8 protein-coding genes are annotated in these 20,672 nt (G+C 41.7%); all 8 read right to left on the bottom strand.

Annotated elements, in window-relative coordinates:
* Window positions 1-193: 193 nt before the first annotated feature.
* Entirely contained in the window at window positions 194-6,232 is a 6,039-nt protein-coding gene (locus tag EYS05_RS18215) for an Eco57I restriction-modification methylase domain-containing protein (protein WP_138277350.1), read from the bottom strand.
* Between the two features lie 199 nt (window positions 6,233-6,431).
* A complete protein-coding gene (locus EYS05_RS17745; RefSeq protein WP_015524590.1) occupies window positions 6,432-6,533 on the bottom strand; it encodes a putative holin-like toxin in 102 nt (33 codons plus the stop codon).
* A gap of 130 nt (window positions 6,534-6,663) precedes the next feature.
* A complete protein-coding gene (locus tag EYS05_RS13400; protein WP_114002924.1) occupies window positions 6,664-7,134 on the bottom strand; it encodes a helix-turn-helix domain-containing protein in 471 nt (156 codons plus the stop codon).
* A gap of 63 nt (window positions 7,135-7,197) precedes the next feature.
* Window positions 7,198-13,932: a SpaA isopeptide-forming pilin-related protein gene (locus EYS05_RS13395; RefSeq protein WP_138277349.1), complete on the bottom strand. Its 6,735-nt coding sequence runs from the start codon at window positions 13,930-13,932 to the stop codon at window positions 7,198-7,200.
* The gene (locus tag EYS05_RS13390) at window positions 13,922-16,024 is read right to left on the bottom strand and encodes a DNA topoisomerase 3 (protein WP_118511755.1); all 2,103 of its coding nucleotides are present in this window, start codon (window positions 16,022-16,024) and stop codon (window positions 13,922-13,924) included. The genes EYS05_RS13395 and EYS05_RS13390 overlap by 11 nt, the downstream gene beginning before the upstream one ends.
* A 48-nt stretch (window positions 16,025-16,072) precedes the next feature.
* A complete protein-coding gene (locus EYS05_RS13385; protein WP_138277348.1) occupies window positions 16,073-17,569 on the bottom strand; it encodes a CD1107 family mobile element protein in 1,497 nt (498 codons plus the stop codon).
* Window positions 17,553-17,801, bottom strand: coding sequence for a DUF4315 family protein (locus tag EYS05_RS13380; protein WP_021652602.1), 249 nt, complete (start codon window positions 17,799-17,801; stop codon window positions 17,553-17,555). Before EYS05_RS13380 ends, EYS05_RS13385 begins: the two co-directional genes overlap by 17 nt.
* Before the next feature lie 12 nt (window positions 17,802-17,813).
* Window positions 17,814-20,654, bottom strand: coding sequence for a CD1108 family mobile element protein (locus tag EYS05_RS13375; protein WP_243119108.1), 2,841 nt, complete (start codon window positions 20,652-20,654; stop codon window positions 17,814-17,816).
* Window positions 20,655-20,672: the final 18 nt, after the last annotated feature.

Here is a 20,672-nt window from a genome sequence, read left to right as displayed (position 1 = left end):
TAAATGTTGAAAGAGGTAGCAGAAAATGCTTTTCGCACCTTCTGTCGCTTTTCACTTATGCTTCATTTATTGCCTTTTTTCTTTGCTAATCCATATCTATTTCTGGCTTCCTTGCTTCCTGTCTGTTCCAACATTTCCTTTTTCTTTGTTTTTTAGCGTATTTCTGTATGGAATTAAAATTGCTTCCATATGCCTATAATACTTGAGCGAACTCGATTGCAGTTACTGTCTCCCCAAACGTTGCCGCCCAGGAATCAAAGTGTCCCATACCCATACGCATGAGTGTGTCATACTGGAGATAACGCATGATAGTGTAAAGCTCGGTCATACTATTTGATACAGGAGTACCTGTAGCAAAGGTGATTCCTCTGCCGCCTGTCAGTTCATCCATATACCGGCATTTCATAAACATATCCGAACTTTTCTGTGCATCCGTCTGTGAGATACCCGCCACATTCCGCATTTTTGTATACAAAAAAAGGTTCTTAAAACTATGGCTCTCATCCACAAACAGCCGGTCTACACCCAACTGCTCAAAAGTTACTACATCATCCTTTCTGGTCTGGTCATTGAGTTTCTTCATCCTCGCCTGCAGACTCTTCTTTGTTTTTTCCAACTGCTTGATGGTATAATTCTGCCCTGCCTGATGTGCCGCTTCTTCAATGGAAAACGTAATATCTGCGATCTGATCTTCCAGCATGGCAATCTGCCGTTCTCTTGAAAGAGGGATTTTCTCAAACTGCGTATGGCCGATGATCACGGCATCATAATCCCCTGTCGCAATACGGGAACAGAACCGTTTTCGGTTTGCCGGCTCAAAGTCTTTCTTCGTTGCCACCAGGATATTTGCTCCCGGATAGAGACGTAGAAAATCACTGCCCCACTGCTCGGTCAGATGGTTTGGCACAACATAAAGATTCTTTTGTGAGAGTCCCAGCCGTTTTGATTCCATACCGGCTGCGATCATCTGGAACGTCTTTCCTGCTCCTACGCAATGAGCCAGTAACGTATTATTTCCATACAGCACATGAGCCACTGCGTTTTTCTGATGCGGCATCAAGGTGATCTCCGGGTTCATGCCGACAAACTGAATATGGCTTCCATCATATTCCCGTGGACGGATGCTGTTAAATCGTTCATTATAGATCTTACAGAGATCTTCCCGTCGGTGCAGGTCTTTAAATATCCACTCCTTAAATTCCTCTTTGATCAGCTCCTGCTTCTGCTGTGCCAGCATCGTTTCCTTCCGGTTTAACTCCCGGTGTTCCCCATCGGCATCCTGTACCGTGTCATAGATCTTGGTATCTCTAAGGTTTAAGGCATCTTCCAAAAGACGGTAAGCATTGGCCCTCTGTGTTCCATAAGTAGAAGTAACAAGAGCATTTCCGTAGCTGTCCACATTCTTTCCCATAACATTCCACTGTCCGGTCACTTCGGCATACTGGACTTTGACCTTGCTCCCTACATAATATCTTGGTGTATGGAATGTTTCTGCCATGAACCGTGTAATGTAATCCTCGGAGATCCAGGTTGCCCCAAGTCTTGCCTCAATCTCTGACGCATCCAGATCTTTTGGCTGTACCTGCTCCAAATACTGCACGTTCACCTGATATTCCGGGTGATCTTCTGCAAACTGTTTGGCGATCTGAAGTTTCTCCCTCACATTTCCAGACAGATATTCGTCCGATGGCTCCCATTTTTCACCGATCGGGTTCTTAAAGATCACCCCTGCCAGTTCTTCGGTAAGCTCCTCTTCTGTTTTCCCGGAAAGCTGTGCCATATAGGAAAGGAAAACGCCTGCCCTCTCACCAATGGAAACCGCAAGTGCTTCACTGGCAGTATCCACGGAAGTTACGGTTTCTGCCCTGCGGATCGTCCTTTTGGTAAAAATATCCGCTTTCCGTTTCAGTTCTCCCTTATCATCCAGAAATTCCAGAGAAGTCAAAAGACAATAACTGCTGTCCTGACTAAATGCCCGCTTATTGGCATTGCTGCTGATAAGACCATATTTTGCTGTAAAGGTATCGTATTCTTCATTGAGTTTTCCCTGCAGCTTTGTGATCTGTTCATCGCTTCCCTCTTCCATCTGACACCGGATCAGTTCATTCGTAACATCACGAATCTTCACCATCCCTTTGACACGTTCCGCTGTCATTGCCGGAAGCTCCATGCGGTTCATCACAGAATTTTCCCGGTAATAGACTTCCTCATTCACTACGATAAAACTGAAATTCTTTACATCCGGGTCTGCCGGGATAGAGACAACATCCTCTTCCAACTCTGTATCCGAAAGTTCCAGTTCCGTGATCGTGCCATGGATATTCCTAATCGCTTCTTTTAACTGTTCTTCTAAGGTAATGCCTTCTTTTGGTTTTACGGTCACTTCCTGCTTTCCGTACTGGGTACTGTCTGTAGTAAAATCACCAAGCACCATTTCCGGATGCTCTGCAAAATAAGCATTGACCGAATAACCTTCCGGTGTTTCCTTTAGATTTAACCATTCCGGTTCCTCAATGGATGCCCTGTCCCTTTTCTGGAAAAACAAAATATCAGAAACAACACTGGTATTAGCATTTCTCTGGAACGCATTATTCGGTAATCGGATAGCTCCAAGCAATTCTGCCCGGTTTGCGATATACTGTCTCACTGCCGGATTCTGCTTATCCATCGTTCCACTGGAAGTTACTACTGCAACTACGCCACCGGGACGCACCAGATCAAGGGATTTTGCAATAAAATAATCATGGATCATAAAATGATGCCGGTCATATCTGCGGTCACTGACCTGATACGCCCCAAATGGAACATTACCTATCACGCAATCAAAAAAGTTGTCCGGATAACTGGTTTCCTCAAATCCCTGCACGGCAATCTTGTTTTTCTGGTAAAGCTGTTTTGCGATCCTGCCCGAAACCGGGTCGAGTTCCACACCATACATATTGGCTTTGCCCATACTCTCCGGAATCAGTCCCATAAAGTTACCGACTCCACACGATGGTTCCAGGATATTTCCCTGTTTCAGTCCCATATTTTCCAGTGCTTCATACATACTTCGGATCACGGTCGGGGATGTATAAAAAGCATTTAAGGTCGATGCCCTTGCTGCACTGTATTCTTCTGGCGATAAGGTATTCTTTAATTCCAGATACTCATTCGCCCAGCTACTGTTATTCTCCTCAAATGCCTGTGGGATGCCACCCCAGCCAACATAACGGGATAAGATTTCCTGTTCTTCGGGTGCTGCCAGACGTTCTTCTTTCTCCAAAGTCTGTAACAAATGGATGGCTTCCATATTTGCCTTATACTTTGCTTTCGGACCGCCTGCCCCAAGGTCATTATCCTGGATACGGAAGTTATGTGGTTCTAACACAGCTTTTTCCTGTTCCTGACTTTTCAGAATAGATTCTTCGGCAGTAACCTCTTCCTCTTCTATTTTCTCCACATCTGACATATCTACTACGGTCGGTTCTGCCACTGCCTTCGTATCTAAGAAATCAAACATGGTCATCTGGTGCCCGGATGGTTCCACAAAAGACGGTTCTGCTTCCGGTGTCGGAAATATCGTATAGGTTCCTTCTGCATACTGGTGGAGTTCTGAAAGAAGTTCTGTTTTCTGCTGATAGTTTGTCCCATACGCCTCAAAATCTAATGACAAAGCTGCCAATGCTGCATCCATCTTCTGTAACAGTTCCTCTGTCTGCTCTGTTCTTTCCAACACTGCCATCAATTCTGCTCTCGACACAGCCCCAAAAAAGTCATTGGTAAATGGTCTGTCTATTCCTTCCGGAAGACGAGCATAAAAACTAAGTATCTTATTCGCCATCTGTTCCCGTTCATATTCTGGCATATGAACATAATCTTCTGCCTGCAGGAACTGGTCATTCCTTATCAAATAGGATATTCTATTGGCAACTTTCTTCCAAGATAATGAAATTGAAGCATATGGGCTATTATCATCACCTCTTGCAAGAAGCAGTCCTTTCCTGTCATAATTTACATAAAAATCATCTACATCAGGCAGTGCATGAATCCTTTTATTAGCTCCATACTTTTCTTTAACAAAATCTGTTCTGGATTTTTCATTTTCATTTAACAGATAAAAAGAATACGTTTTGAGCCTATCTTTTGAATAAGGGCCACCCCTTGCGAGAAAAGAATCTATCTCATCCTGCGTAATAAACATCTGATGTTCTTTCCACACAAATCCGTCCCTTGCCTGATAAGGGATGACCTCATCCGCAAACTTCTGAAACTGCTTTGAGATATTTACAGGATTATAATGATGGAAACGCATAATGGAATGATTTTCTTCATAGGCTTCTGCCAGTGCATCCAGTCTTTCATCCAGTTCCGAAAGCCACTGGGGATCTTCCAATTTTTCTTCCAGATAATCCGTGATCTCTGGATAGATACTGCGAAGATGTGGTAAGTCCTCTTCGTCGAAAACAATCTCCGCTACTCCTTCTGCCATATCCCCTTTCATATAGGCAAGAGCCTGGGCGTGTTCTTTTACTGCATTACTTCTTGCCGCATCCAATACAGACTGCGGTGCATATTCACCCTGATCTAAAAGCTGATGGATACGTCCGCTGACATCTTCCCATGATAAAAATGCCTTATCTAAGATATGGTCTGTAACTGTATGCCCTACTGCGATCTGCATCCCGGTTTCATCAAACCAGACTGAATATTCATTTCCATCAATCTGAAAGCCTTTTCCCCCTTTGCGGTATTCACGCTTCACAAACTCCGTATATTCCTCCGGTGTCTGTTCACTCATGAAATTATAGATGACCCGGAGCTGGCTGGCTTTCCGGTTTCCTCCTGTCCGTAAGATCTCATCAACAACTTCCTCTGGAATCGGGATTTCTCTGGCATAAAGGGCAGCTGCCCTTTCCTCGATCTGCCGTCTTTGTTCATTTGCGGTTGGATATTCGGGCAAAGATAAAGCAGAGGCGATCTCTTCCTCTGCTTTACTCAATCCATCTTCTCTTGTATCTTTGACTAACTGTATACCAATTCCGTCAAGATGCTCTCTTCCGCTGTTGCCATCAGTGCGTTCATGTGTGCTGTCCATGCCATCGGATCTGCTTCCTTGTCCGGTGCCGGATTCTTCTCCAGCAATTTCTCCATCTGGCAGTCCATTCTCTCCTGTGCTGCTTTCTCGATCTGCTCCAGATGACGGTTCAGCTTCCCGGTCAGGAACAGGCTCTGATAAAGGCTGTTCTTGTGTTCTTTCAGAAATGTCCTCCGCAGCATCCCATATTTCCCGATCGTCACTTCTTCCTCTTCGACGGTCAGATTCGGAAACAGGTAATCTCCCTTGCGATGATATGTCAGTTCCATAATCGGTTCCTCCTTCATTTTCAATATTTTCTTCTTTTTTCGTTTCTGCATCCCGGTTTTTGATTTCACGCATTAACGTGATAAAGTTATTATAATTCCTTTCATTGGAATTTTCAACCTCTTTTCTCGCTTCTTCCAGAGAAATTTTATGTACGGTCTTTCCAATATCAATCAGAATACTCTCACTGAGCTGGCTTGCCGCATTTCCAAGGAAGGTGAGAACTGACAGATGGTTATAATCTGTAATATGCATGAAGTCCTCTTCTTCCAGAAGTTCCATCGGATCAAGCCCGCATCGCCTGGAAAGCAGATAGTAAACACTGTCTGTTGCCAGCTGACGGAAATCACTGCGGATCGTCACCTCATCCAGATCTTCCAGATAAGTACCTTCTACAGCATATTCCAATCCATCCAGGTATTCCTCCAGATTGTCATTGACCATTTCCCTTGCGACCGCCATCAATGCGTCCTGCAAAGTTGCCGCATCCTTTTCTTCCAGAGCATAGACTTCTGCCAGATGGGTGAGGATCTCTTCTCTCTGGTGTTCCTGCATCTTCCAAAGATACGGGCTTCTGCCTCCGGCTACCATGTGGGTATCCGAAATATCAAACACATAATGGAGTTTGGTATTCTGCCAGGTTTCATCAAACAGGGCAATTCCTCTTGCACCACGATTTACCCAGCGTAACATCTTTTCATTCCATAGTTCCAGTGATGCACAGGCTGTTGCGTCTGGACGCTGTGCATGAATCAGAAGCTGATCAGAAAAAGAATACCGATATAATCTTGATGCTGTATCCATATAATCCATCCAATTCCCTGGCGAACTGCTTACTGATACGGCATGTTCCTGCGCCAAGTTTCGTATGTCCTGTAGTTTAGACATTTAACTTCCCTCCTGTCAATAAAAAAACAGCCTACTCTTTTTAGAATTGGCTGCATAAAATGTACTTTACTTTTCGGAGAGAAAATGCTATATTCTAATTGAAAAGAGTAACCGCCCACAAGGTGGATGCTCCTGGATTAGGTTTTAATTTATTTTGCTCTCAAAGAGAGCTGCCTATCCTGTTGGCAGACAGGGTAGGCTATTTTTTTCGCTTGTTGTCCCTATTATCCAAATAGGCAAGCAAAGCAATCAGAAACGTACCGCCTAAGAACAATAAGCTCAAGACTTCGTATGTATCCATTCGCTCCACCTCCCTTCTTCTGTATCCCTTAACGGAATCTGAAAATCCAGGAGGTTTTTACCAACCCTGTACACGGTTACTCCAGTAATATTCTAACAGGTAACTCTCCGCAAAGCAATTCCTTTTTACTTCATACGGTTTTATATTCTGTTTTTCTCTTATTCTCTGGCCAATGCAGTTTCCATTCCAGATATTCCTCTTCTGTGATTCTTCCATCGCCCAATTTCTGCTTTTTCCCCATCCATTCCTGCAGATAAGACATTGTTTTTTTATCCCTCATTGTGATTCCAACTATTTCACTTTCTGAATCATTTAGCAGGAACAGATGAAAAAGCCCTCTATTTTCTTCATCCATCCAGAATAAAGTTTCCATTAATTCGTCCATTGTCGCAATTCCAGGACTTAAAAAATTTCGGACATCAACTTCCAATATTTCTGCTATCCGGATAAGCGTTTCCTGCTTCGGTGTACGCTGTCCACTTTCATATTGGGCGATTCTCACATCCGCACTACTTTCCCCATATCCTAATCTGCGTCCCAATTCCTTTTGAGTTATGTTGCGAAACATACGGATTTTTCTTATTCTTGCTCCTAATTTCAATTTCTTCTCCTTTTCAAAATGGGGCTGTGCAGTAACCACAGCCCCAGAACACTATTTATATTATCATTTGCGTTTTCTCTTAACTGTCACTACAGTTCCCAGACATCCTGCTGATACTGCAAGTGCCAGCACAAAAATAGCAATATTTGTATTATCTCCTGTTTTTGGTGAATTGGATACAGAAGTCGCATCAGAACCATGGGAACCAGGAGTGCTGACTCCCTGGTTTTCTGATGTTTCCGGAGTGTCTTTTTCCGGAGCTTTCTTATTTGTCAGATCTAGAGTATATTCAATCACAGGAGTACGGTCATTGACATATTCAAACTGAATCTTATGCTCGGTTTCATCAAGCTGATAGCCATCCAGTGTTTTTGTTTCTTTCAGGATATATGTGATTGCTTTTTTATACTGCCCATTCTTAAAAGTCGCAATCGGATAATTCTTTGATTCTGCATGGCCGGCACTGTCTGTTACCAGAGTTTCCAGAACTTTACCTTTACTGTCACAAAGGGCAAATTCTACACCTTTCATTGGCTTCTTGGTATCTTTATCTGTTTTATTTAAGATCACCTTGCCCATTGCCTGTTCATCTTCCATTTTGGTTCCCTGAATATCTCCGGTGTCCTTAATCTCAAATGTCACTTTATTTGCCACAATGTAACCCTTCGGTGCTGTTTCCTCCAATAATGTATAAGTACCGATTGGAAGTTTCTCCACATAATGGTGCTGATCACCAGACGTCCAGCTTTCCATAACTTCCTGGTTTTCATTAAGGATATACAGCTTCGCACCTTTGACCTCGCTGCTTCCATCTGTCATATCCACCTTACTGATCAGAATTTTTGTTGTATCGTCCTGCATTTCTACTTTCTGTATATCTGCAGTATTTTCTACTACAAACGTAATGGATTCTGCAGTTGCATAGCCATCAGCAGGAATTGTCTCTGTTAATGTATATTTCTTTCCAACTTCCAGTTCCTTAATGATGTGTGGTGTGCTTCCGGATGTCCACTCATCCACAACGTTTCCCTCTGAATCGGATACTTTCAGTTTTGCACCTGGTAATTCTTCCCCGGTTGTAATATCTGATTTTGTGATTTCAAAAGTAGTTGGCTCATCTTCATAAGTGAACTCAAAGGATACTTCTGCAACCTCTTCTCCCGCATAAGCAAAATCAAATTCCTTGATTTCTTCTGTTGTCACAAATCCAGCAGGAGCCTGCACTTCTTTTACATAGTAGTTGCCATTGATTGGAAGATCTGCCGTAAATACAATCCTTCCATCCTGATCCGTAGCTTTCTGCTCGATCATGGTATCTGCTTTCAGGATTACTTCGCCTTCTGCATTTAAAATATCATTCTTTGTATAAAGTGCAAATACTCCGCCTTCCAGAACACGGTCTGTATTTTTTTCTTTCTTAACTACAGTTACTTTTGCTTTCTGGCGGTTATTCTGCCAGTCCTCATCATAAGTCACAACCGGAGTATTCTGATCACGATAAGTCAGATCAACCTCTCTGATTTCTCCATCCAGAACATATCCATCCGCCGTCTCTTTTTCCTTTACATAATATTTGCCTAAAGGAAGATCTTCTGATCTTGCATATCCAAGAGCATCTGTCGTAATTGTTGCTACCAATTCGTCCTTTTTATAATAATCACTGCTTTCCCCATCTGCAGCCTTGATATCCTCCGCTGCATAAATTTCAAAAGTAACATCTTTCAAAGAACCTGTAACATAGCCAAATGCTGCGTCCATGCCGCCTGCCAGCATATCTTTCCAGGTAACTTCCTTGACAAATTCACCTTTTTTATTGATGATGATTCGTCCAACCGGAACAGCATCCTTCATTTCTACTTTTTGAACATCTGCAGTATCAGAAACTGTAAATTTCACTTCCTCCGCCTGCAGATAACCATATGGTGCAAACTCTTCCCGAAGTGTGTAGGTTTTTCCCACATGGAGTCTTTTTATTACATGAGCTTTTCCTTTTACAGAAGTCCATTTTTCTACTTCTTTTCCGTCTGAATCCAAAATCGTCAGTGTTGCTCCGTCAAGTTCCACACCTGTTGTAATATCTGATTTCGTAAATTCAGTTGTTGTCGGCGCATTCCTAAAAACAGTTTCCAGTTTTACTGTTTTTACTTCCTGTCCCTGATATTTCGCAGTCACCTCAATCTGCTCATCAGAAGATACAAAACCATCTGGTGCTGCCAGTTCTTTTATATAATAAGTTCCAAATGGCAGATCCTGCTCAAAAACAGCTTTTCCATCTTCACCTGTTACCGCTTTTGTAAGCAGTTCGTCTGCTTTTACCAGTACCTTATCCCCTGCTTTTATATCCTCTTTTGCGTAAAGACCAAACTCTGCTCCAGAAAGCCCTTTCTCATTTTCAGCATCTTTTTTCACAACTGACACTTCTACTTTCTGGCGGTCATTTATAAACTCTGCACTCTGTGAGATCACTGGTGTATCCTGGTCTGCATAGACGAAAGAAATCTTCTGTTCTTCTTTATTTAATACAAATCCCTCTGGTGCAGTCTTTTCTATCACTTTGTATTCTCCTAAAGGCAGATTATCAAGATCTGCTTTTCCGGATTCATCCGTTGTCAGTTCTGCAACTTTTGCACCCTTTGCATATTCCAGGATTCTTTTTCCTGTGTCATCTTTCTGGAAATCAGCTGTATAAATATCCTCTGCAGCATACACTTCATATACTGCACCGGAAAGATTCTGAACTTCATACTTAAAATCATTCTTATAGGTCGAAAGAACCTCTCCTTTTTTCTGTACAGTGAGTTTTCCTTTCACCGGATGATTCTCATATACAACTTCAATGATTACATCACCTGATACCGGATCAGTCTGATACAGGGTATTGGTGTCCACCTGTATTTCGACATAATTTTTGTTAATGGTATAACCGTCCGGTGCTGTTACCTCTTCGATTCTATAATGACCGATTTTTAAATTCTGCGGCAAGATCAGATATCCGTCTATATCTGTGAAATAAGAGGTATGTGTAACGGTTGTCGGGTATGTAGTTACCTGCTCTACATATTTTTCATGATCCAGATCATAAATTTTAAACTCTGTTCCCGGAATTAAAACTGATTTTTTAGTCTCGTCATCCTGTTTAATGATTTTCAGTTTTGCAGAAAATTCTTTATCCAAAAGAACTCTCCATGTCTGCGGCTCTGTTGGTTTATTCTCTGTAATCCGGACAATAAAATCATCTACAGGTTTGTAATTATGGGGTGTTGTAGTTTCTCTCACCAGATATGTTCCATATGGAATTGCAATGGATTTTACATAGCCTTTCTCATTTGTAAAAATTTCCGTTGCTCCATTTTCACCGATCACAACCGGCTCTGCAGAGGAAAAATCATAATTTCCATCCTCTTTTACCACCAAAGAAGATACCAGATATGCACTAAATCCAGCTCCGGATAGTAATGCAGCATCTGTGTCTCCATTATTGGCAGCTTTAATAAGTTCAAACGGCTGTTTCTTCACCGTTTCCAGTGAGGTACACTCTTTTTCTACAACCGCTGTCAGATCACCTTCATCACTGCATACAAGATCATATTCATGCTCGTCTGCCAGATATCCTACGGATGGGGTAATTTCCTTGATGTAATACTCTCCAAGATAAAGATTCTCTATCCTTGCTTTTCCTTCTTTATCGGTAGTTAGCGTACCAATCTGGCTTCCGGCTTTATAAATAACGCCTGTCTTTCCATCTGGATGGGTAATGTCGTTTCTTGCATAAAGTCCATACACCGCATTTTCCAGGGAAGCATCTCCCTGTGCCTTATTATCTTTTGTCTCGGCATCTTTTTTATTCAAAGAGATTGCAGCACTGACCCTGTCATTCACAAAAGTATGACTGAAAGAAATTTTTGCCTGTTCATCATTGGTATAACTGAACTGGAAAGAATAAGTATCTTTCTCATTTCTGACATAACCAGCCGGAGCCTGGACTTCTTTTACATAATAAGAAAATCCCACTGGAAGATCTGCTTTAAATGCTGCTTTTCCATCAGTACCAGTAATTGCAGTCTCAATCAGAGCATCTTTTTTTACTGCTACTTTTCCATCCACAGTTTTCATATCCTGCGCTGCAAACAGAGCAAAATGCCCTCCGGATAGTGTATTTTCAGTATCTTTGTCTTTCTTTATCACCTGCACCACTGCTTTCTGACGGTCATTTGTAAAGGTAGTCTCTGAGAAAGCCGCTTCTGCAGTCTGCCCTGCATAAGAAATGGTTACTTTTTTTGTTTCTTTTGCATTATAAAAATTTTCCGGAGCCTGTGCTTCTGTTACATTATAGCTTCCAAGCGGAAGATTCTTTACCGTTACAGAACCGTTCTCACCTGTGATCAGATTTTTCGCTACTTCTGCGCCTTTTTTGTAAACTGTTTTTCCACCTGCTGTTACAATATCCTCGGCAGCATATACGTTATAAACGGCTCCTTTCTGACGGCGTTTCTCATACTGGAATGAAGTTCCATTTTCATCAGATACAGCTCCTACAAAAACTTCTCCCTCTTTATAAACGGTCAGATTTCCTTTCTGCTCTTTGTCCGTTACAGTCTGTTTGGTTGTACTGCCAACTACTAATTTCACTCCATACGAAGAAGCCTGGACAACATAACCTTCCGGTGCTGTAATCTCTTTTAAGTAAACAGTATCCTGTGTCTTGGTAAGAGTTACACGTGAAGAACCATTGCTGTCTGTTGGCGGCATTTTAGCAATCAGCTTTGTGCAGGCGTTATCACTATATACCCCATACACGGCTCCAGCTAGATTTTTTCCAGTATCTCCATCTTTCTTTGTAATTTCAATAACTGCTTCTTCCGGCCAGTCAACTGTAATCTGCAGGTCAGAGGAATCCGTATAGTAGCCAAAACCAATGTCCTGTGAACTCTCCAATTTTAAGAGCATTGCATGGAAATCCAAAGGGAAATTAGATGTAATCGCATACTTTCCTTTCAGGCTACCCATATTGGCTGTTGTAGCTACAAGATGGAATTTCTCTCCACCCTTTACAGTGACATTTCCAGATGCCGTTTTTCCTGTGGTTTCATTAACAAGGCTTACTCCGTTCTCCAGATGAATCGTAATGGTAAATGCTTCATTTGCCTTCCAGGTAAAACTTTCGGTTTCCTTTCCCGTTGCATTAACGGAAAGTCCTGGAAGAAGTTTCATTGCTGTCGGATCAGGCATTTTAGCAAGAGCTGCTTTAATCTCTTTCAGCATATTTTTAGCGGTTGTAGAAAGCGCACCTCCAAATCCAGATTCGCCATCATATAAATAGTCAACCAGGTAATGCTGCATGGCTCTTGTCTCAGAACTGCATCCATATTTTTCCATAATGGATTTTACATTATATCCATTGAATGTATGTCCCCATCCTGGACCGCCATATCCATAGAATAAGGCTTTTCTCAAATATTTATCATCACCGCCCTCATCCAGTTCAACCATATTTTTATATGTTGTCCCACTTGGAGGTGACTGCATGGAGTGCTGCATACAATACGCATTTACTGTATAAGTCTTTCCGCCTGCTTTGTAACGAACATATTTGTAGCTGTCATTTCCACCCTGTCCCATAACTGTATCAAACGGATGAAGCTGGCCATCTGAATAATAGTAATATTTATTTGCTTCAATATTTGTTGCATCATCCCATGGAGTATCGGCTGCAAGTAACATGATACCGTTCTCTGCCTGATCCGTGGAAACACTTAGATCAATGTCATCTGCTGGCATTTCAAAACTGAATTTATCCGATTCTTCGTGATAAGTCACCTCTGAATATAATAAATCTTCTGTATTCTCTGTCTGGTTTGCTTGTACTTTTGTTGTTCCTACTGCAATTAAGCTGCCTTGCGGCATATCTCCGGAAAATACAACGGTTTCTCCTGGCTGATACTGTCCATCTTCATGGTTCAGCTCAATATGAAATTCCTCTCCCCGAACAATATTTACCTGATAATTTCCATCTGCATCTTCTATTTTCTCTGTTCCGTCTGTAAAAGAGTCGTCTGTCGCTTCTGGCATTTCTTCCGGATCTGTATCTGTAATTTCTTCAAATGTGCTGTCTGTATCCGGATTATCTATGGCTGGTTCTTCTGTTGAAACTTCCTCAGACGGGTTTTCCGGGATTAATGTGTCTATTGGCTCTTCCTCAACAGGAATTTCTGTCGGAGTTACTTCTTCATAAATTTCATCCTCTGACGGAATTTCTGCATTTACCTTATCCTGCACAGGTTCTTCACTCTCTGCAGAGCCTATGGCTGGCTCCTCGTCTTCTGCTTCATTCTCATTTTCCTGATTGCTTACAGATTCCTGATTCTCAGATTCAGCAACCTGTACCGCAGCTTCCTTTACAATCAGCTTACGATAAATCTGATAAATTGGATGCCCGCTTACTGGCTCTACATAATAAACAGCTTTGTATGTATCTTCGTAATCTGTTGTAAAGTCCTGTTTTTCCTCATTTTTTGCCTCATGGAAAGTGATCTTTACCTTTTTTTCATCTGGTATTTCCAGTCCGGTAAAGTCTTTCTCCACTTCAAAAATGCTGCCTGTTTCCAGTTCCAGATCTTTTGCTTTTACCACCTCATCCGCATCCAGTTCATTTTTTATTTCTTCATATAACGGTGGCTCTTCTGGTGCTGGTACCACATCTGCCGCATAAGACAGCATTGGTGATAAAATTGTGGATAATACTGTAAGCATTGCCAGGAATCCCGACAAAAATCTTCTCATATTCTTTTTATTCTTCATTCTTTTTTCCTTTCTTCCGTTCCGGGAAAATCAACTGAAACTTTGGATTTCCAGTTTCTGAAACCTCCATCTTTATAGTTGCTTCATACTTTCTTTTTGTTTTCTCTGATACCAGATCTTTGAAATGCACCTGCTTCTCACTCAGCAGCTTCCTGACAGTTGCTTCATCAAGAGTTTTTCCCTGGCTTTCAAAAAATCGGTTATTTTTCCATAACGTGAAATTGCAATCACTTCCTGAGCAATAATAATTTCTATTTCCCACATAAACCTTATTGCCACATCTTGGGCATTTTCCAATCTCTTTTCGATCATCCGAAAATAGTTTCTGGTATTCTTCCACTGGCTCTCCATTATCACTTACCAGTTTGGTAACCATTTTTTCAATTCCGTAAAGAAACTCTTCTGCATTTTTCTGACCTTTGGCGATCAGTGTCAGATCATTTTCCCATTCTGCTGTAAGTTTTGGCGATTTGATCATTTCCGGAAGAATCCTGATCAGATTTCTTCCATCTGTTGTCGGTAATATCTGCTTCTTTTTACGCTCAATAAAACCTTTCTCGACCAGCTTCTCAATAATCGCCGCCCTGGTAGCCGGAGTCCCAAGACCTTTTCTCTCTGCGTCTTCTGTCATTTCCGAGCTACCAGCGTGTTCCATGGCACTAAGAAGTGTATCCTCCGTATAATGCTTCGGCGGTGCTGTAAAATGTTCACTAAATTTTACAACAACACTTTCAAATACCTGTCCCATTTTTATATCTGGAAAATCACTTTCCTCCTCTTCTGGATTTTCTGCATTTTTCCCATATGATTTAAAGAACCGTTCTTCCACTTCTTTCCATCCATATTGGAGAACATTCTTTCCAGATGCAGTAAATAGTTCTCCATGACAGGAAATTTCAGTCTTAATACTCTCATATATGTATTCCTGTTCCGATGCACATAATAACTTTGATGCAATCAGCATGAGAATTTCCTTTTCTCCACCCGGAAGTGCTTTTAAATCCATGTTTGTAATTTCTACCGTTGGTATAATTGCATGATGATCTGATACCTTTTTACTGTTCAAAAGTCTCTTTATATCTGGTTCTGAACCCTTTATTGACATTTCAGGAAACATACTATTTACTGCCCCGACAACCAGAAGAGCATTTTCTTCCATATCATCTGTAAGATATTGGCTATCCGTCCTTGGATACGTCACCAGTTTCTTCTCATAAAGGCTTTGGGTATAGTCCAAGGTTTGCTGTGCCGTAAATCCAAGAAGACGATTTGCTTCCCTCTGTAATGTGGTCAAATCATATAATTTCGGCGGCTGTACCTTTTTCTTCTCTTTCTTTACTGAAAGAATCTGTGCAGTTTCATCCTTCATGTCCTCCATCATCTGAACGGCAGCACTTTTCTCTTTTATCCGGTTGCTTACAGCATCCAATCCATCCATCAGAAGATGAACCAGATAATACTTCTCTTTCTGGAAGTTCTCGATGCTCTTTTCCCGTTCCACCAGCATTGCAAGTGTAGGTGTCTGCACCCGACCTACAATCAACCGATGGTGATACAGTACCGTAAACAGTCTGGTGGCATTAATTCCTACCAGCCAGTCTGCTTCACTTCGCGCCACTGCAGAATAATAAAGATCATCATATTCATGTCCATCTTTCAGCTGCTGAAATCCTTCCAGAATTGCTTTTTCCTCCATGGAAGAAATCCACAGTCTTTTAAAGGGAAGTTTACATTCTGCCTGGTTATATACCAGACGGAAAATCAACTCCCCTTCTCTTCCTGCATCTGTTGCACATATAACTTCTGTGATATCTGCTCTGTGAAGCAGTTCCTTTAAAACCCGAAACTGCCCTTTGGTACTTTCTTTAATCTGATATTTCCAATTCTCCGGAATCATGGGAAGTGTTTCATATTTCCATGCTTTCCAGTCGTACCGGTACTGATCTGCACTGGCCAGTTCAATCAAATGCCCAATACACCAGGAAACCAGATACTCTTTTCCTTCCAGATAGCCATCTTTTACGTTTGTGGCATGAAGCACCTTCGCAATGTTTCTGGCTACGCTGGGTTTTTCCGCAATTACAAGCTGCAATTTTCTATCTCCTTTCTGCACCTGTCGCTGTAATTAAGTGAAACAAAGTTATTCCTCTGATTCTTCGTCTTCTACTTCACCTTCCATTTCATATTCTTCTAATTCTTCATCATCCTCACGAATTGTATCTTCCTCCTCATCGTCGTCCTCGTCCTCTTCATAATCAAAAGAAGTATTTCTTCCTTTCATAAATTTCCAATAATAGTAAGCACCACAAACTCCTGCCAGAACCAGCAGCATTAATAAAATCGTGCCGGAATTATTGCTTTTCTTCTCAGGTTCTTCCTTTTCTTCCGGTATGATCGTAACTTCTGGTTCCGGTGTCTCTGTGAGCTTCTCTGTTTCAAGTGGCAGTGCGGATTCTGCAATAGCCTGGTTCTGTGGAAGTGTGGTCATGTTGGTATCCGTAAAGTTCAACAGATCATTTTCGCCTACCTCTGTAAGAAGATAAACATTTTCATCCGTTTTATCCTTATCTACGATCAGATAAAAAACCTTATCACTTTTTGTCTTGATCGTATAAAATTCCTTTCCCCCTTTGTCCTGAACTGTTCCTGTTGTCATGCCGGAAGCAGAACTTTCTCCCTGCACCCGTCCGGTATCTGCTTCTGTATCCATTTCATTTCCTGTGTTTTCTGGTTCTGTTGGTGCAGTAGCAGTCTCGTTCGTTGTCTGATGTTCCGTTACGGTTGCCGTAGCACTGGTGGGCTTACTTGCAGTTCCATCGACTGGCAAAGAAGCTGCATTCTGCTCCGTTCCAGAAACCTCTGTATTCTCTTTTACTGCATCTGGATTTTCATAATAAGGGTTTCCTACTTTATAGATTTCTGACATATTTCCTGCTTTGTCTTTTGCCTGCAGGGTAAAGTATTCATAGGAAGTATCCGCTTTTTGCAAACGGACATTTAATGTATTATTCGTCAGTTCTGTGAATTCATTTCCATTGACATACAAAGTAGCAATTCCCGATTCCGCATCAACTCCCTGCACGATCAGTATCCCGTTCTTCGCAGCCGCAATAATAGTTGGTTTGGTTTTATCAAAACACTCTATGTAACGATTCTGCTCATAAGTATTTCCATTCTGATCGGTAACTCTCACATAAACACTACAATTAGAAGAGATGGATACTTCCATATTTCCGGTTATGTCTGACCATCCTCCATTTTCTGAAAGTCTTGCTTCTACTTTTGCAATAGAAAAAGCACCTGTATTCTTTGTATCTTCCACTTGAATTTTTACGGTTGCCGTATCTGTCTGCCAGCCTTCGGGTTCTGTAAAGGTAATCCCTACTTCCGGTGTTTCCGTCACATCATTTCCTGCATCTTCCTGTGCCTGTTCCACTGGATCTGCATGAATTTCAACTTCTGATCCATCTGAAAAATCAACATCTTCCGGGCTGCTTTCTTCTGATGATTCCACTTCTACATTATCTGCCCATACAGTCAGACTTCCGGGCGAACTATAAAAGAAAGCTCCTGCCGGAAGTCCTGCTAACGTAGCTGCGGTTAAAAATACAGCTGCTCTTTTATGAAATTTCTTCATTTTCTGTCTGCTCCTTTTCTCTGGTTTCCAATATCTTTTTTTGTTCCTCCTTGCTGATATCAATCATCAACTGAAGTTCCTCTGCGGAAACTCCATTGCTTCGGATAATTTTTAGATACTCCATATCCTCTGCCTGTTTCTTCTGTTCTTCCAGATCCCTTGCTTTTTTCTGTAGCTTTTCAATCTTAACGTAGGTTCTTGCAAGTTCTTCTTTTATTCGTTCAATGTTCAAATACGCCCCTCCTTATGGCCTGCCAAAAGCATAAAAATGAGACTGCCAGTATGCAGAATTAATGGACGTATACTGAATTGGATTTCCACAATGGATCATCTGTCCATCTCCGGCATAAATTCCTACGTGGGTAACCGGCTCTCCCGCATCATACGTCCCAGTGAAAAAGATAATATCTCCTGGCCTTGCTTCTTCTGGTGATACAGGCATACAAATGTCATAAATTCCCTGTGCAGTAAGTCTTCCCATATTGCAGACACCCGAATTGGTAAACACATAGCTTACAAAACCAGAACAGTCAAAAGAAGTCTCCGGGCTGGAACCGCCCCATACATACGGCATACCAAGATATTTGTCTGCTTCCGCAAATAATCTCCGCACAGTCTCATCATCATAACTGCCGCCTCCACCATACAGCCCGCTATCTCCGGTACTGATATAAAAAACAGGATTATAATATTCCCCATCTTTGACCAGTTCCAAATATAACTGGCTTCCGGTTGCACTTCCTGTACTTCCCGTTGTACCAATTACAGTATCTGTTGTTACTTCATGACCATTTGCTACCGAAATGCTCTGCAGATAAGCGTATTTAATCTGCACACCTTTTTTATCCTGCGTAACTACATAATTTCCAAAAGTTCCGCTATATCCTACATCTACAACAAAACCATTCATCGCTGACTTCACTTCTGTTCCCTGTCGTACATTAACCGTCACACCTCTGTGAAGTTGTGTCTGCCCGGTTCCATTGTTTACAGAATACCCATAATAGGTACTGATATAGGCATACCAGTTTAACTCAACCGGAGTTTTATATGTCTGTAAATTTCCTCTGTTGGAATAGACCTCTTCATAAATTTCCTGCTCATCCTCTTCCATTCTGGACAGAATAACACTTCTAAGCGGTTTTGCCTGAACAGAAACATTCAGTACATCTGCAGTTACTGTACGGGTAACTTCCACAGAGTTCTGATTGCCCTCTGCCAGAAAACATTCCCAGGTCTGATGACCATGTGCCTCAGCTACTGCGTGATTATCATAATAAACATCAAACTGGACACCATACTGGGCAAAGTTTCCAGTATCTTCTACGGTGTACTCAATCCCATTCATCACTACTTTCGTCCCCATTGGAAGAAATGGGTTTGCAGCATCAACCGCAAGCGTATGATTAGCCTGTGGCATTGCCCCTGAAGCAGTTGGTCCTCCACTCCACACGCCACAGCAGATAGGACAGTTACAGTATCCACTGGTCACAACATTTCCCAATGACTGCCCTACCTGTATTGTAGATGTTTCCTGCCGGGTTTCACTTTTTTCCTCTACGGTGATTCCGTACTGTAAAGAAAAAATTGTTTCCAGTTCTCCTTTTATCTCATCAAACTTAAAATCCCCATACCTGGCAGTCAGATAACTGATCAATGTATGGGGATCATGGCCGATTTCACCAATGTTATATCTGTATTCATCTTTTCCTGGATACCGGGCTTCCATCTGGTTTATTTTCTGTTGAAGACTGGCTTCCAACTGCGTATAATACAACTCTGCTTTTTCAATTTCGTCCGGATCCGCAATGTAACTGGAAGCGATTACCGTAGAAATTCCATTAGAAAACATAGCCGAACAGGAAGCAAATCCTGTCATTACGGAAAGAAGCAAAATCAATAACAACCCCATTGAGATCAGAGTAGTTACATTTCTTACAAATACTTCCTGTGCCTTTCTTGCAATTTTAGTAGCAAGATTTACTGACCGGATTGAGGTGTCTTTTGTTTCTTTTGCAATCTTCCCAGCCCGGTATGCCATCTGATACTCTCGCTTAATCCTCTGCTTCTGTATTAATTTTCTGATCAGCTTTTTCTGCATCTCTGGATGTTCTTCCAGATATTTCTGATATTGATACCTGGATGCACTCTTCCAGGCTCTTTGCTCTAAACGGTTTTCTTTATGTATCTGACTGCGGTTCTTCCTGATATTTCTACTGCTATGTTCCTGTAATATCCACTCACCTGAACGCACCAGCTTATGTGCTGCATCTACAGCACTGTTTTCCTCTTCGTCTTCGCCTGCTTTCTGATATACTGCATTTTTTAATGCTTTCTTTGGAACAGAAGACAAGGTTTTCTTTTTACCATCCGTTTTCCCTGTTTTTTTGTCGAAATATAAATGGTACTTTACCTTTGCTTTCTGTTCCTCATTTGTTTTCTTGGTATAAACAGAATCTTTCGGAATTTTGTTCTGCCTCTCAGCTTCCTGTTTTCTTGCAGCCTTATCCACTTCCTGATAAGTTTTTATTGTTTTTCGGCTATATTTCTGCTTTCCTTTTTTTCGGTTTGTAGAAACATCATTCTTCTCTGCCTGAAAATGTCCTCCATCTGTTTCAGCCGAAGTTTTCTTTTCTTTCTTCAGACTTCCATCTGTCTCCAGTTTTCCAAACTGCAGTCTCTGCTGTTTCTTTTTCTGTCGCTGATACTGGCTCCTGTGTTTTTCTTTGCGCTCACGTATTTCTACCGCTGAATCCACAGATACACCTGCAGGCTTGTCCCGGTATCTGTACCGTCCCTGTGTTTTTCGTTTTCCCGGAGGACTGTTTGCAGCCTCTTCTTTTTTGGCAGGATTTCCCTCCTGAACTTTTTCGGAAAATTGTTTCTTTTCAACTTTTTTATGAGAGTTTTTCTTCTTTTCAGAAGTAATAAATGCCTGTTCTACATCTTTCTGTTTATAAGACAACTCCTGATCGCTGTTTGTAACTTTTCTGGTCTCCTTTGTTGCAAGATTTTCCTCAACCAGACCATTTCTGGTCATACGGCTGACTTTCTTCTCTTTCGCCGTATATTTTTGTTTTCCCAATGTACCTCACCTCTGCTT

This window comes from Blautia sp. SC05B48, from assembly GCF_005848555.1.
Classification (GTDB): domain Bacteria; phylum Bacillota; class Clostridia; order Lachnospirales; family Lachnospiraceae; genus Blautia_A.
The sequence above is the reverse complement of the archived record's forward strand: the minus strand, read 5'-3'. Positions and strand labels throughout refer to the sequence as shown.

Excerpts from the sequence above, each read along its gene's own strand:
- EYS05_RS18215 (WP_138277350.1), bottom strand. The coding sequence starts at position 6,232 with ATGTCTAAACTACAGGACATACGAAACTTGGCGCAGGAACATGCCGTA.
- EYS05_RS17745 (WP_015524590.1), bottom strand. The coding sequence starts at position 6,533 with ATGGATACATACGAAGTCTTGAGCTTATTGTTCTTAGGCGGTACGTTT.
- EYS05_RS13395 (WP_138277349.1), bottom strand. The coding sequence starts at position 13,932 with ATGAAGAATAAAAAGAATATGAGAAGATTTTTGTCGGGATTCCTGGCA.
- EYS05_RS13385 (WP_138277348.1), bottom strand. The coding sequence starts at position 17,569 with ATGAAGAAATTTCATAAAAGAGCAGCTGTATTTTTAACCGCAGCTACG.